We start from the raw sequence: 14,778 nt of genomic DNA on the forward strand, positions 1-14,778 counted from the left end.
ACTTCCCTTCGTGCGGATACTTGCATCCTCCCCCATCCCGCCCACCTCATGTCCAGCCCGACGGTCACGGATCCGCTGCGGGCGGACAGGAGTGCACCCCGCGCACGTTCCTGTACGCGGGGTGCCCGGTGGTGCGAACCGGTCGGACGCCGGTCAGAGTGCCTTGCCCACCAGCAGTCCCTCGCCCGCCACGTCGACCCGTACGGTGTCGCCGTCACGCACCTCGCCGGAGAGGATCTCCTTCGCCAGGCGGTCGCCGATCGCCGTCTGGATCAGGCGGCGCAGCGGCCGGGCGCCGTACGCGGGGTCGTTGCCCTTGTCCGCCACCCAGGCCAGGGCCTCGGGGGTGACGTCCAGGGTGAGGCGCCGGTCGGCCAGGCGCTTGGCCAGGCGGCGGATCTGGAGCTCGGCGATGTGGGCCAGCTCGTCCCGGCTCAGCGCGGAGAAGACCACCAGGTCGTCCAGGCGGTTGAGGAACTCCGGCTTGAAGCTCGCCCGGACCATGTCCAGGACCTGCTGCTTCTTCTGCTCGGCCGAGGTGGCCGGGTCCATCAGGAACTGGCTGCCCAGGTTGGAGGTCAGGATCAGGATGGTGTTGCGGAAGTCGACGGTGCGACCCTGCCCGTCCGTGAGCCGGCCGTCGTCCAGGACCTGGAGCAGGATGTCGAAGACCTCGGGGTGGGCCTTCTCCACCTCGTCGAGGAGCACCACGCTGTACGGTCGGCGGCGGACGGCCTCGGTGAGCTGGCCGCCCTCCTCGTAGCCGACGTAGCCGGGCGGGGCGCCGACGAGCCGGGCCACGCTGTGCTTCTCGGAGTACTCCGACATGTCGATGCGGACCATGGCCCGCTCGTCGTCGAAGAGGAAGTCGGCGAGTGCCTTGGCCAGCTCCGTCTTGCCCACGCCCGTCGGGCCGAGGAAGAGGAAGGAGCCGGTCGGCCGGTCCGGGTCGGCGATGCCGGCGCGGGTGCGGCGCACGGCGTCGGAGACGGCCCGTACGGCCTCGGTCTGGCCGATCAGGCGGCGGCCCAGCTCGTCCTCCATACGGAGCAGCTTCTGGGTCTCGCCCTCCAGCAGGCGGCCCGCGGGGATGCCGGTCCAGGCGCCCACGACGTCGGCGATGTCGTCCGGGCCGACCTCGTCCTTGACCATCGTGTTCTTCGACGCGCCGGCCTTGGATGCCTCGGCCTCCTCCTCGGTGGCCTCGGCGAGCTCGCGCTCCAGGGCCGGGATCTCGCCGTAGAGCAGCTTGGAGGCGGCGTCGAAGTCGCCGTCGCGCTGGGCCCGCTCGGCCTGGCCGCGCAGGTCGTCCAGGCGCTCCTTGAGCTCGCCGACCCGGTTGAGGGACTGCTTCTCCTTCTCCCAGCGGGCCGTCAGGCCGCGCAGCTCCTCCTCCCGGTCGGCCAGGTCCTTGCGGATCTTGTCGAGGCGCTCGCGGGAGGCCGGGTCGGACTCGTTGTTCAGCGCCAGCTCCTCCATCCGCAGGCGGTCCACCGAGCGCTGGAGCTCGTCGATCTCGACGGGCGAGGAGTCGATCTCCATGCGCAGCCGGGACGCGGCCTCGTCGACGAGGTCGATGGCCTTGTCGGGCAGGAAGCGGGAGGTGATGTACCGGTCGGAGAGGGTCGCGGCGGCGACCAGCGCGCTGTCGTTGATGACCACCTTGTGGTGGGCCTCGTAGCGGCCCTTGAGGCCGCGCAGGATCGCGATGGTGTCCTCGACGGACGGCTCGGCGACCAGCACCTGCTGGAAGCGCCGCTCCAGCGCCGGGTCCTTCTCGATGCGCTCGCGGTACTCGTCGAGGGTGGTCGCGCCGACCATGCGGAGTTCGCCGCGGGCCAGCATGGGCTTGAGCATGTTGCCGGCGTCCATCGCGGAGTCGCCGCCGGCGCCCGCGCCCACGACCGTGTGCAGCTCGTCGATGAAGGTGATGATCTGGCCCTCGCTGGACTTGATCTCCGCGAGGACGGTCTTGAGCCGCTCCTCGAACTCGCCGCGGTACTTGGCGCCGGCGACCATGGCGCCGAGGTCGAGGGCGACGAGCCGCTTGTGCTTCAGGGACTCCGGCACGTCGCCCTTGACGATGCGCTGGGCCAGGCCCTCGACGACGGCCGTCTTGCCGACGCCGGGCTCGCCGATGAGCACCGGGTTGTTCTTCGTACGGCGCGAGAGCACCTGCACGACGCGCCGGATCTCGTGGTCGCGGCCGATGACCGGGTCGAGCTTGCCGTCGCGGGCGGCCGCCGTGAAGTCGGTGCCGAACTTCTCCAGGGCCTTGTACTGGCCCTCGGGGTCGGGGGTGGTCACCCGCCGTGCTCCTCGTGCGTTCTGGAAGGCGTCCAGCAGCTTCTTCGCCGTCGCGCCCTGCGTGGAAAGGACCTCACCGGCCGCGCCGCCCTTGGCCGCGATGGCGATGAGCAGGTGTTCGGTGGAGAGGTACTCGTCGCCGAGCTTGCCCGCCTCGCTGTCGGCCTCGGCGAGCACGGCGAGCAGGTCGCGGGTGGGCTGCGGCGGCGCGACCGTGGAGCCGGTGACGCTGGGCAGCGCCGCGAGGAGGCGTTCGGCGCCGCTGCGCACGGCGGCCTGGTCGGCGTCCGTGGCGATCAGCAGGTCGGTCACGTTCTCGTTCTCTTCGCCGGCGAGCAGCGCCAGCAGCAGGTGCGCGGGGGTCAGATCGGCGTGGCCTTCCTTGACGGCCCTGCTGGTGGCCGCGTTCAGCGCGTCCCGGCTCTTGTTGGTCAGCTCGGCGTCCACTGCGTCTTCTCCTCTCCGAGGGATGCAAAGGGTCTGACAGAGTCAGCGTATGCAAAGTTGAGTCTATTCCACTCAAGGCAGTTGAGGGGACCGCTTGCCCGTACCCTTCGGGCCATGTCCCATGACGTACTCAACCCGACGCCCGAGTACCTCGCCTTCTGGCGGGAGCGGCACGTCTGCACGCTGACCACCCCGCGCCCCGACGGGACCCCGCACGTGGTGCCGGTGGGCGTGACGTACGACCCCGAGGCCGGCATGGCCCGGGTGATCAGCAACAAGCACAGCAAGAAGGTCCGCAACGTCCTGGCCGCGCAGGCCGCACAGGAGGGCGGGGCGCGGGTGGCGGTCTGCCAGATGGAAGGGCGCCGCTGGGCGACTCTCGAGGGCCGTGCGGTGGTCCGCACGGACGAGGCGTCGGTCGCCGACGCCGTGGCGCGCTACGCGCAACGGTACGGGCGGACGCCCTCGCCCAATCCCGACCGCGTGGTCGTGGAGATCACCCTGGACCGGGCCATGGGACGCGCGTGAGCCGTCGATCCCTCGCCCTGTCCGGTTGTTGATCCTTCACCTTGTCCGAATAACGCACTGGACGGCGGCATCACAACGGCGCCATCGTGGTCAGGTCCACGATGGCGCCGTTGTGTGGGGGTAGCGCCTGAGCGATCTGCAACGACGGGGGAATCGCTTCAGGCACTGCGGGGGGTGGCGGTGGTGATGTCGGGCTCGAAGAGCTGGTGGTCCCGCTGATCGAGATTGACGAAGACCATTCCGTAGCGCACCTCGCAGCGGACGGGCTGCGGCGCGCCGCGCGGGCGGCGCAGGCACCGGTAGGCACGTACGTCCTCGTCCTCCTCGCGCACGATGACGATCGGCTGGCCGAACAGGGTGACCATCAACGAGTCGCCGGGGTGGGGGATGGCCGTGGCGAGGTCGATGAACTGCCAGCCCGAGCGGTATGCCGACGCCATCTCGCGGCGGAAGCCGCGGTCGTCGGGGGTCATGCGGACACCGTCGCAGGAGCCTCGGTCCAGCCGGTGTCGTCCTTACCGCCCAGCTCCGCGGCGGTCCAGCCGGTGTCCGCGTACTTGCCCACGGGCGCCGTGGTCCAGCCGGTGTCGAACTCCGTGCTCGTCAGGCTCGTGCCCTGACCGTCCCTAGCGCTCCCCGCGTCACTTTCGACGGCGCTGACTGCCCCAAAAACCGCAACGGCGGAGAAACCTATGGCAAGCACCGAGCGAAGCATTCTCTTGTACATGGTCGGCTTCGTCCTCACTTGATGGAATCCTCTCCCCCGCGTGTCAGACGATGGCTCATTCAGGCACGTCAATGCCACAGGGACGATGCATCATGTTCTTGCATGTTCAGGACCCTGGGGGGTGGAGATTTGACGCAAAAACCGACAATGGCGACACATCCCCACCCCGTCACGTCCATGTGCGCCGAGGGGACGCGGCTCTACGCGGCTGCCCTGAGCACCGGCCGGATCGCCCGGCAAGAGATCCAGAACGCCCCCTGCCTGCTGGAACTCGCCCTACTGCAGCCCGACCCGGATGACGCGAACCAACTCCGCCCGGTTCCCCCGTCCGTGGCTTTGGCTCAACGGCTGCATCCGATTGAACGCGAGATCCAGGACCGCCGACGCAGCGCTGTAGATCTCACCGACACTTTCGAGCCTTTCCTCGCCATCAGTGCACAGAGTCCGGCCGACACCCACGCCATCACGGTGCTGGAGGGTTTCGAAAGGATCAACGCCGCGCTGAACCTCGCCACGGCCGAATGCCACACCGAGGTGCTGACGGTCCAGCCGGGCGGAGCACGCCCCTCCGAGGCTCTCACACAGGCCCTGGAGCGCGACCAGCCGCTGATCGACCGCGGGGTCAGCATACGGACCCTCTACCAGCACACCGCGCGGCACAGCCAGGGCACGCTCGCCTACGTGGACCGCATCTCCATGGGCAAGGTCGAGATCCGCACGCTCGAAGAGCTGATAGAGCGCCTCATCATCTTCGACCGCACGGTCGCCTTCATCCCCGTGAGCGACGACCGCCGGGTGGCCCTGGAACTGCGCCATCCCGGCCTCGTCGACTACCTCATCAAGGTCTTCGAGCAGCTGTGGCACCGCGCCGTGCCCCTGACGGAGGAGGTGACGTACCGCAGCACCCCCGGCGGCATCACCGGCGTGCAGCGCACCATCGCCCAGCTCCTCATCGAGGGGCATGTGGACGAGGCCATCGCCCGGCGCCTGGGGATGAACGTACGCACCTGCCGCGCCCACATCGCCAAGCTCGCCACCACCCTCGGCAGCGGCAGCCGGGCCCAGCTCGGCTACCTCATCGCGCAGTCGGGCATCCTGGGCCGCCCCTCCGCGCCGCAGGAGTGCGAGGACGCCGATCCGAACCGGGCCCGGCACCAGGAGCCGGAAGTCCTCTAGAAGGCCTCTGGAAAGCCTTCAGGCCCCGCCCTGGAAGGGGCGGGGCCTGAAGGCGTCCTCCGGCCCAGAGGGGCTCAGCTCAGTCCAGCGGGCGCTTCGGGCTCGGGCGCCAGACGACCAGGGCGCTGCCCGGCTGCGGGGGCTGATACGGGACCAGGTCGCGGCGGTACGAGGCGTGCACCTGGGCCTCGCGGGCCCGCAGGGTGGCGGCCGCGCCGTCCACCGCGGCGGAGAGCTCGGCGACGCGCTGCTGGAGCGCGGCCACCTGGTTCTCCAGTTCGATGATGCGCTTGATGCCCGCCAGGTTGATGCCCTCGTCCTGGGACAGCGTCTGCACCGTGCGGAGCAGTTCGATGTCCCGGGCCGAGTAGCGCCGGCCGCGGCCGGCCGTACGGTCCGGGGAGACCAGGCCGAGGCGGTCGTACTGGCGGAGGGTCTGCGGGTGCAGGCCCGAGAGCTGGGCGGCGACCGAGATCACGTAGACCGGGGTCTCGTCGGTGAGTTGGTAACCGCTTCCCAGACGGGAAGACTGTCGTCGGCGGCCGTCCATGTCATGCTCCCTTCGCGGACTCGAACAGCGCGGAGCGCGGGTCCTGCGACTCCGTCGCCTCGCGGTACATCTCCAGCGCCTCGCGTGCCTTGTCGGACAGCTCGGTCGGAACCGCGACCTCCACGGTGACGAGGAGGTCCCCGCGGGTGCCGTCCTTGCGGACCGCCCCCTTGCCGCGGGCCCGCATCGTACGCCCGTTCGGGGTGCCCGGGGGCAGTTTCAGCGTGACCGACGGTCCGTTGAGGGTCGGGACCTTGATGTCGGCGCCCAGAGCCGCCTCCGCGAACGTCACCGGAACGGTCACCGTGAGGTTGTCGTCCTTGCGGCCGAACACCGGGTGGGTCCCGACGTGCACCACCACGTAGAGGTCGCCGGCGGGGCCGCCGCGCTCGCCCGGGGCGCCCTTCCCGCGCAGCCGGATCCGCTGGCCGTCGGAGACGCCCGCCGGGATCCGGACCTGCATGGTGCGGGAGCTGCGGGCCCGGCCGCTGCCCTTGCAGACGTCGCAGGGGGTCTCCGCGATCAGGCCGCGGCCCTTGCAGTCCGCGCAGGGGTCGGTCAGCGAGAAGCCGCCGCCGCTGCCGCGCGAGACCTGGCCGGTGCCGACGCAGGTCGGGCACACCCGGGGCGTGCCGTTCTTGTCGCCGGTGCCCGAGCAGGCCTTGCAGGGCGCCTGCGAGGACATCCGGAGCGGGACCGTGGCCCCGTCCACCGCCTCCGTGAAGGAGAGGGTGACCTCCGACTCGATGTCCTGGCCGCGGCGCGGCTGGGTGCGGGTGCCCGCACCCGGGCCGGCGCCGCGGTTGAAGAGGCCGCCGAAGACGTCGCCCAGGCCGCCGCCGAAGCCGCCGGCCTGGCCGCCCTGCTGGGTGCCGCCGAAGAGGTCGCCCAGGTCGAAGTTGAACGAGCCGCCGCCCGGCCCGGGGCGGAAGCCGCCGTTGCCGAACAGGGCGCGCGCCTCGTCGTACTCCTTGCGCTTCTTGGCGTCCCCGAGGATGTCGTTCGCCTCGGAGATCTCCTTGAAGCGCGCCTCGGCGGAGAGGTCGCCCTTGTTGGCGTCCGGGTGGAACTCGCGCGCGAGCTTCCGGTACGCCTTCTTGATCTCGGCCTCGGTGGCGTCCTTCGGGACACCGAGGACCTTGTAGTAGTCCTTCTCGACGAAGTCCTTCGTGCTCATCCCCGGTGTCCCTCCTCCCGTGCCGCTACGTGTACTGCGTCAGCCCTGGTCGGCTGCATCCGCGTCCTCGCCGGACGGCTTGTCGCCCTCCGCGGACTCGGACTTGGGGGCCGCGCCCGGCTGGGGCTCGGCCACCGCGACCCGTGCGGGACGGATCGTACGCTCGCCGATCCGGTACCCCGGCTGCAGGATCGCCACGCAGGTCGTCTCGGTGACGTCCGGCGCGTACGAGTGCATCAGGGCCTCGTGGACCGTCGGGTCGAAGGGCTCGCCCTCCTTGCCGAACTGCTGCAGGCCCATCTTGGCGGCGACCGTCTCCAGCGACTCGGCCACCGACTTGAAGCCGCCGACCAGCTCGCCGTGCTCCCGCGCCCGGCCGATGTCGTCGAGCGTCGGCAGGAGCTCCGTCAGGAGGGACGCGACCGCGATCTCCTTGACGGTGATCCGGTCCCGCTCCACCCGGCGGCGGTAGTTCTGGTACTCCGCCTGGAGCCGCTGGAGGTCCGCGGTGCGCTCACCGAGCGCGGTACGGGCCTGGTCCAGCTGCGCCAGCAGGGCCACGTCCTGTGCGCTGTCCCCGGCCGGGGCCGCCCCCTCCGCCGTTTCGGCGGAGTCGGCTGCCTTCGGCTCGGCGTCGTCCTGAGCGGCGTCGGCGGGGACTTCGGGCTTCTCGTCGAAGCCCGGGGTCTCCTCCGACATCAGGCAGCGCCACCCTTCGGCTTCTCGTCGTCGACGATCTCGGCGTCGACGACGTCGTCGTCGGCCTTGGCCTGGCCCGCGTCACCGGCGCCGCCCGCGGCGCCCTGGGCGGCCTGGGCGTCGGCGTAGATCGCCTGGCCGAGCTTCTGGCTGACCGCGGCGAGCTTCTCCGTCGCGCTGCGGATCTCGCCGGTGTCCTCGCCCTTGAGCTTCTCCTTCAGCTCGGCGACGGCGGACTCGACCTCGGTCTTGACCTCGGCCGGGACCTTGTCCTCGTTGTCCTTGAGGAACTTCTCCGTCTGGTAGACGAGCTGCTCGCCCTGGTTGCGGGACTCGGCGGCCTCCTTGCGGCGCAGGTCCTCCTCCGCGTACTGCTCGGCCTCCTGGCGCATGCGGTCGACCTCGTCCTTGCCGAGCGAAGAGCCGCCGGTGACGGTCATCTTCTGCTCCTTGCCCGTGCCGAGGTCCTTCGCGGTCACGTGCATGATGCCGTTCGCGTCGATGTCGAAGGAGACCTCGATCTGCGGGACACCGCGCGGGGCCGGCGGCAGGCCGGTCAGCTCGAACATGCCGAGCTTCTTGTTGTACGCCGCGATCTCGCGCTCGCCCTGGTAGACCTGGATCTGCACGGACGGCTGGTTGTCCTCGGCCGTCGTGAAGATCTCGGACCGCTTGGTCGGGATCGTGGTGTTGCGCTCGATGAGCTTGGTCATGATGCCGCCCTTGGTCTCGATGCCGAGGGACAGCGGGGTCACGTCGAGGAGCAGGACGTCCTTGACCTCGCCCTTGAGGACACCGGCCTGGAGGGTGGCGCCGATGGCGACGACCTCGTCCGGGTTGACGCCCTTGTTGGCGTCCTGACCGCCGGTCAGCTCCTTGACGAGCTCGGCGACGGCCGGCATGCGGGTGGAGCCGCCGACCAGGACCACGTGGTCGATCTCGGACAGCTGGATGCCGGCGTCCTTGATGACGTTGTGGAACGGGGTCTTGCAGCGGTCGAGCAGGTCCGCGGTGAGCTGCTGGAACTGCGAGCGCGTGAGCTTCTCGTCCAGGTGCAGCGGGCCCTCGGCGGACGCCGTGATGTACGGCAGGTTGATCGTGGTCTCCGTGGAGGAGGACAGCTCGATCTTCGCCTTCTCGGCGGCCTCGCGCAGACGCTGCAGGGCCATCTTGTCCTTGGACAGGTCGACGCCGTGGCCGTTGGCGAACTGCTTCACCAGGTAGTCGACGACGCGCTGGTCCCAGTCGTCACCACCGAGGTGGTTGTCACCGTTGGTGGCCTTGACCTCGACGACACCGTCGCCGATCTCCAGGAGCGACACGTCGAAGGTGCCGCCGCCGAGGTCGAAGACGAGGATGGTCTGGTCGTCCTTGTCGAGACCGTAGGCCAGGGCGGCGGCCGTCGGCTCGTTGACGATGCGCAGGACGTTCAGGCCCGCGATCTCGCCGGCCTCCTTCGTCGCCTGGCGCTCGGAGTCGTTGAAGTAGGCCGGGACGGTGATGACCGCGTCCGTGACCTTCTCACCCAGGTAGGCCTCGGCGTCGCGCTTCAGCTTCTGCAGGATGAAGGCGCTCATCTGCTGCGGGTTGAAGTCCTTGCCATCCAGGTTGATCTTCCAGTCAGTGCCCATGTGGCGCTTGACGGAGCGGATGGTCCGGTCAACGTTGGTGACCGCCTGGCGCTTGGCCACCTCGCCGACGAGGACCTCGCCGTTCTTGGCGAAGGCGACGACGGACGGCGTGGTCCTGGCGCCCTCGGCGTTGGTGATGACGGTGGGCTCGCCGCCTTCCAGAACGCTGACGACGGAGTTAGTGGTGCCCAGGTCGATGCCGACCGCACGTGCCATTTCGATTCCTCCAGCTGACTTGAGTGGAACAGACTCAACCATGCCGCATCGCCGCGCATGCGTCAACAGAACTGAGTCGGGTCGGCTCAACCTTTAGCTGCCGCTTACGCGCAACCTTGGGTTTTCGGCGGGCGGGGCGGCCGGACGAGGGACCCGCGCCGCGCGGCGCGCCGGGGCCGCGACACGCGTGCGGCAGCGTGCTGGCATGCCCCTCACACTCACCGCCCCCCGGCTGCGCGTACCCGCAGCCCCGCCGGCGAAGCGGGTGCTCGACCTCGTCGGGGCGGTGCTCCTGCTCGCCGCGCTCGCGCTGCCGCTCGCGGCCGTCACCGCACTGCTGTACGCGACCCGGGGCGGGCGGCCCTTCGCACGGCAGCCCGCGGCCGGCCTGGCCGGGCGGCCCTTCCGGACCTGGCGCTTCGACACGGCCGGGCCGGGGCGGACGGGCGCCCTCCTGGAACGCTGCGCGATGGAGGGACTCCCCCAGCTGCTCAACGTGGTCCGCGGGGAGATGTCACTGGTCGGCCCGCGCCCGGAGGCCCGCACGGACTGCCCCGACCGACTGCTCGTACGCCCCGGAATGACCGGGTTGTGGCAGGTGAGCGCACGCTCCGACCTACCCTGGGAGGAGATGGCACTGCTCGACCGGCATTATGTGGAGAACCACTGGCTCGGGATGGACCTCGCGATCCTTGCCCAGACCCCGCGGGCGGCCTATCGACAAAGGCTCGCCTGAGCGACACAGATCACCGCACGCTCAGCTACATTGCGGCGTCGGGAATGGGTAACCTCAAGCCTTGACTTCATAAGTTACCGCTTAGTAAGTGCCGCCCGAGGAGCCCTCCCATGCAACTCGCCGCGATCATCGTGTCGCTGGTCCTGACGGTGGTCGGCGTCGCGCTGCTCGCACGAGCCGTGGCGCAGATCTACCGCTTCGTGAAGATCGGACAGCCCGTACCGGCCGGCAGCCGCACGGACGACCCGAAGGCCCGAACGCTGACCCTCGTCCGGGAGTTCCTCGGCCACAGCCGGATGAACCGCTGGGGCATCGTCGGCTTCGCGCACTGGTTCGTCGCGATCGGCTTCCTGACGCTGCCGCCGACCCTGGCGCAGGCCTACGGCCAGCTCTTCCAGGCCGACTGGACGCTGCCCGTCCTGGGCGGCTTCCTGCCGTTCGAGATGTACATCGAGTTCATCGGCCTGATGACGGTCGTCGGGATCCTGGTCCTGATCGCGATCCGCCTGCTCAGCCTGCCCTCGCGGGCCGGCCGCAAGTCGCGCTTCGCCGGCTCGAAGGCCTGGCAGGCGTACTTCGTCGAATACATCATCCTCACCATCGGCCTCGCGATCCTCTGCCTGCGCGGCCTCGAGGGCGCCATCCACCACGTGGACGGCTGGGAGCCGGCGTACTTCGTCTCGTACCCCCTGGTGATGGCCTTCGAGGGGCTGTCACCGAGCGCGCTGCAGAACGCCATCTACTTCACCGCGATGATCAAGATCGGCACCTCGCTGATCTGGATGATCGTGGTCTCCCTGAACACCAACATGGGTGTCGCGTGGCACCGCTTCCTCGGATTCCCGAACATCTGGTTCAAGCGGAACGCCGACGGGGCGAGTGCGCTGGGCGCGCTCCAGCCGATGACCAGCGGCGGCAAGGAGATCGACTTCGAGGACCCGGGCGAGGACGACAACTTCGGCGTCTCGCAGGTCGAGCAGTTCTCCTGGAAGGGCATCCTCGACTTCTCCACGTGCACCGAGTGCGGCCGCTGCCAGTCGCAGTGCCCCGCCTGGAACACGGGCAAGCCCCTCTCCCCGAAGCTCCTGATCATGTCGCTGCGCGACCACGCGCACGCCAAGGCCCCGTACCTGCTGGCCGGCGGCGGCAAGGACATGGAGGGCAACGAGAAGGCCACCGCGGAGCAGCTCGCCGACGTTCCCGCCACGGCGCTGGCCGAGGCCGAGCGCCCGCTGATCGGCACGGTCGAGGAGAACGGCGTCATCGACCCGGACGTGCTGTGGTCCTGCACGACCTGCGGTGCGTGCGTGGAGCAGTGCCCGGTCGACATCGAGCACATCGACCACATCGTCGACATGCGCCGCTACCAGGTGATGATCGAGTCGGCGTTCCCGTCCGAGGCGGGCACGATGCTCAAGAACCTGGAGAAGAAGGGCAACCCCTGGGGCCTGGCGAAGAAGCAGCGCGTCGAGTGGACGAAGGAGGTCGACTTCGAGGTCCCGATCATCGGCAAGGACGCGGAGGACCTCTCCGAGTTCGACTACCTCTACTGGGTCGGCTGCGCCGGCGCCCTGGAGGACCGGGCCAAGAAGACCACGAAGGCCTTCGCGGAGCTGCTGAACATCGCGGGCGTCAAGTTCGCGATCATGGGCGGGGACGAGAAGTGCACCGGTGACTCGCCGCGCCGCCTGGGCAACGAGCCGCTGTTCCAGCAGCTGGGCCAGGAGAACGTGGCCATGCTGAACATGGCGTTCGGCGAGGACGACGAGGACCCGTCGACGAAGAAGCCGAAGTCGGCGAAGCGGATCGTCTCGACCTGCCCGCACTGCTTCAACACCATCGCGAACGAGTACCCGCAGCTGGGCGGCGAGTACGAGGTCATCCACCACACGCAGCTGCTCCAGCACCTGATCGACGAGGGCCGGCTGACGCCGGTGACGCCGGTCGACGGTCTGATCACGTACCACGACCCGTGCTACCTGGGCCGGCACAACAAGGTCTACACGCCGCCGCGCGAGATCATGTCGGCCGTGCCGGGCCTGCGGCAGCAGGAGATGCACCGCCACAAGGAGCGCGGCTTCTGCTGCGGCGCGGGTGGCGCGCGGATGTGGATGGAGGAGCGGATCGGCAAGCGCATCAACAACGAGCGCGTCGACGAGGCCCTGTCCCTGAACCCCGACATCGTCTCCACCGCCTGCCCGTTCTGCCTGGTCATGCTGACCGACTCGGTCAACGGCAAGAAGAACGAGGGCCAGGCGAAGGAGTCCGTCCAGGTCGTGGACGTGGCCCAGTTGCTGCTGGAGTCGGTCAAGGCTCCGGGGCCGACCGAGGAGGAACTGGCCGCCCTGGCGGCCGAGGCCGAGGCGGAGGCCGCTGCGGCAGCCGCTGCGGCGGAGGCGGAGGCCGCAGCCAAGGCGAAGGCAGCCGAGGAGGCGAAGGCCAAGGCAGAGGCCGAGGCGAAGGCAGAGGCCGAGGCTGAGGCCAAGGCAGAGGCCGAGGCGACGGCAGAGGCCGAGGCGGCAGCTGCGGCTGAGGCGACGGCAGAGGCCGAAGCGAAGGCCAAGGCAGAGGCCGAGGCTGAGGCCGACGCGACCGAAGCGGAGGTCGAGCAGGCCGACGCGGCGGAGGCGGCCGACGCCGAGGCGGAAGCCGCGGCGGCGCCGGAGACGGCAGCCGAGCCCAAGGCCCAGCCCAAGGCCGAGCCCAAGGCCGAGGACGCCAGGTAGACGCCTGAGCACTCGGGCAACACACGGAACGGCCGGTCCCCGCTCGGGGCCGGCCGTTCCGGCGTTCCCGGTCAGCCCCGGGCCGGCATCTCGGCGAGGCCGAGCCCGGCGGGACCCGTCGCGGCGGCCATGCCGCCACTGCTCGGAACGACCCGGACGTGGTCCTTCTTCGGCGGCGGTCGCGTCGACCGTGTACCTCTCGATCAGCCTCACGACGTACCTGCCGCGCGGACCGTCCACCCGCTTGGCATCCGCCCGTCCGCCACCGCGACCCGCACCGAGCTCTCCACCTCGCCGTGCTTCTTCGCACCAGGCTTCGGCCGGGGCTCGGCCTCGGCGCCCCGTCCGGCCACGACGTCACGGTGCCGTTCGGGTGGAGCACGACGTGCAGGCCGTTGCTCTGCCCGTACGACGCGGCCCCGCCCCGGCTGACCAGGGTGTCCAGCCTGGTGGAGCCCGCGAGGATGCCGGCCTCGAAGTGACTCCTGCCGATCTTGTGGACCGCGGCGACGGATCCGTCCGCCAGCTTCACGGCGGCGACGAAGGCACGGACAGCAGGCACCGGCCCGTGCTTCGGGTCCACCGGGCGGCTCGACAGACGGCCGCTCGATGCGGGGCAGCACCTCCGGCCCGGACACGGTCGGGGAGACCGCGAAGGCGGGCCCGACCGGGAGGCGGCGGACAAGAAACTACGGGTCCGGTATGCGGGTATCCCGCCGGGAACGTGACGAAGACCATCAGAACGCTACGTAACCACTCGAACCGGTCAGGCAGTGGCGACGATCCGAGGGTGGGGAGAACCCCCCGGGGATCCCCTAAGGGATGTCACAGGTCAGCCGCAAAGGGTGCGTGTTTCCGGCTGCCCGGCCACCGGAGCCCGCCGGACCAGGTACGTTCGATCACGTGGCTGGATTCAGGATCGGACGCGGCCGTAACGACAACCGCCGTCCGCAACACCCCCCGCAGCAGCAGCAGTCGTACGGTCAGCAGCAACCGCCGCCGTACGGCCAGCCGCCCTACCCTCCCGTCGGCGGGCCGCCACCGCAGCAGCAGTGGCCGCAGCCGAACGCCGGGGGCCACGGCGAACCGGAGTACTTCGACCCGTACGGGCAGCAGCAGCCGCACGCGCAGCAGCCCCCCTACGGGCAGCAGCCTCCGTACGGGCACGGAGGCGGCGGCAACTACACGAACGACAACCCCGGACACACGCAGGTCTTCGCCGTCGGCGAGGACCCGTACGGCCAGGGCGCGACCTACCAGGCGGGTGCTGCCGCGGCGGCGCCGTCCGGTCCGCGACTGCCGTGGAAGGAGCTGCTCCGCGGCATCGTGACGCGGCCCGGCCAGACCTTCCTGCAGATGCGCGACTACCCCGTCTGGGGTCCGGCGCTGACCGTGACCTTCCTCTACGGCCTTCTCGCGGTCTTCGGCCTCGACGACGCCCGCAAGGACGTGATCAACGCGACGCTGTCGCAGGCCGTCCCGATCGTGCTGTCCGCCGGCGTGGCCTTCGTCATCTGCGGGCTGCTCCTGGGCGCCGTCACGCACACCCTGGCCCGCCAGATGGGCGGCGACGGCAGCTGGCAGCCCACCGTGGGCCTGTCGATGCTGGTCATGTCCATCACGGACGCTCCGCGCCTGCTCTTCGCCGTGTTCCTCGGCGGCGACAACATGATCGTCCAGGTGCTGGGCTGGGCCACCTGGGTCGCCGCGGGCGCGCTCTTCACCTCGCTGATCAGCAAGTCGCACGACCTGCCGTGGCCGAAGGCGCTGGGCGCCTCCGCGATCCAGCTGATCGCCCTGCTGTCGATCATCAAGCTGGGCACCATCTAGCGCGTACGCGGACGCGCGAGGGGCCCCC

11 protein-coding genes and 1 pseudogene are annotated in these 14,778 nt (G+C 70.1%); 5 read left to right on the plus strand and 7 right to left on the minus strand.

Annotation, left to right across the window (positions count from 1 at the left end; all coding sequences use genetic code 11):
- Positions 1 to 153: 153 nt before the first annotated feature.
- Positions 154 to 2,754 carry an ATP-dependent chaperone ClpB gene (gene clpB, locus ACZ6JS_RS11065; RefSeq protein WP_469297352.1) on the minus strand — a complete coding sequence of 867 codons (2,601 nt, stop codon included), beginning with the start codon at positions 2,752 to 2,754 and terminating at the stop codon, positions 154 to 156.
- A gap of 114 nt (positions 2,755 to 2,868) precedes the next feature.
- On the opposite strand from clpB, the gene ACZ6JS_RS11070 reads away from it, so the two are divergent.
- Entirely contained in the window at positions 2,869 to 3,282 is a 414-nt protein-coding gene (locus tag ACZ6JS_RS11070; protein WP_469297353.1) for a pyridoxamine 5'-phosphate oxidase family protein, read from the plus strand.
- 158 nt (positions 3,283 to 3,440) lie between these two features.
- Here ACZ6JS_RS11070 and ACZ6JS_RS11075 read toward each other — a convergent pair whose 3' ends face one another.
- Both ACZ6JS_RS11075 and ACZ6JS_RS11080 read right to left on the minus strand, forming a co-directional pair.
- Entirely contained in the window at positions 3,441 to 3,755 is a 315-nt protein-coding gene (locus tag ACZ6JS_RS11075) for a Rieske (2Fe-2S) protein (RefSeq protein WP_030026718.1), read from the minus strand.
- A complete protein-coding gene (locus tag ACZ6JS_RS11080) occupies positions 3,752 to 4,027 on the minus strand; it encodes a hypothetical protein (protein ID WP_030026719.1) in 276 nt (91 codons plus the stop codon). Before ACZ6JS_RS11080 ends, ACZ6JS_RS11075 begins: the two co-directional genes overlap by 4 nt.
- Before the next feature lie 84 nt (positions 4,028 to 4,111).
- Between ACZ6JS_RS11080 and ACZ6JS_RS11085 the strand changes: the two genes are divergently transcribed.
- Entirely contained in the window at positions 4,112 to 5,185 is a 1,074-nt protein-coding gene (locus ACZ6JS_RS11085) for a helix-turn-helix transcriptional regulator (protein ID WP_469297354.1), read from the plus strand.
- 79 nt (positions 5,186 to 5,264) lie between these two features.
- Here ACZ6JS_RS11085 and ACZ6JS_RS11090 read toward each other — a convergent pair whose 3' ends face one another.
- From ACZ6JS_RS11090 to dnaK, 4 genes are read right to left on the minus strand one after another with little or no spacing between them, the layout of a single operon-like run.
- On the minus strand, positions 5,265 to 5,735 hold the full coding sequence (locus ACZ6JS_RS11090) for a heat shock protein transcriptional repressor HspR (protein ID WP_136230966.1): 471 nt from the start codon (positions 5,733 to 5,735) through the stop codon (positions 5,265 to 5,267).
- 1 nt (position 5,736) lies between these two features.
- Positions 5,737 to 6,912, minus strand: coding sequence for a molecular chaperone DnaJ (gene dnaJ / locus ACZ6JS_RS11095; RefSeq protein ID WP_469297355.1), 1,176 nt, complete (start codon positions 6,910 to 6,912; stop codon positions 5,737 to 5,739).
- A 39-nt stretch (positions 6,913 to 6,951) separates the two neighbouring features.
- On the minus strand, positions 6,952 to 7,611 hold the full coding sequence (gene grpE / locus ACZ6JS_RS11100; protein ID WP_469297356.1) for a nucleotide exchange factor GrpE: 660 nt from the start codon (positions 7,609 to 7,611) through the stop codon (positions 6,952 to 6,954).
- Positions 7,611 to 9,458, minus strand: a complete 1,848-nt coding sequence (gene dnaK / locus ACZ6JS_RS11105) for a molecular chaperone DnaK (RefSeq protein ID WP_469297357.1) — start codon at positions 9,456 to 9,458, stop codon at positions 7,611 to 7,613. Before dnaK ends, grpE begins: the two co-directional genes overlap by 1 nt.
- A gap of 205 nt (positions 9,459 to 9,663) precedes the next feature.
- Here dnaK and ACZ6JS_RS11110 point away from each other — a divergent pair, with 205 nt between their 5' ends.
- The 3 genes and pseudogenes from ACZ6JS_RS11110 to ACZ6JS_RS11120 all read left to right on the plus strand — a co-directional run bounded on the left by ACZ6JS_RS11110 (position 9,664) and on the right by ACZ6JS_RS11120 (position 14,750).
- On the plus strand, positions 9,664 to 10,194 hold the full coding sequence (locus ACZ6JS_RS11110) for a sugar transferase (RefSeq protein ID WP_469297358.1): 531 nt from the start codon (positions 9,664 to 9,666) through the stop codon (positions 10,192 to 10,194).
- 110 nt (positions 10,195 to 10,304) lie between these two features.
- Positions 10,305 to 12,527: pseudogene (locus ACZ6JS_RS11115) on the plus strand ((Fe-S)-binding protein); the annotation flags it as partial.
- Between the two features lie 1,296 nt (positions 12,528 to 13,823).
- Entirely contained in the window at positions 13,824 to 14,750 is a 927-nt protein-coding gene (locus ACZ6JS_RS11120; RefSeq protein ID WP_469297359.1) for a Yip1 family protein, read from the plus strand.
- The last annotated feature ends 28 nt before the right edge of the window (positions 14,751 to 14,778 follow it).

Source organism: Streptomyces sp. NPDC046349 (assembly GCF_055587885.1).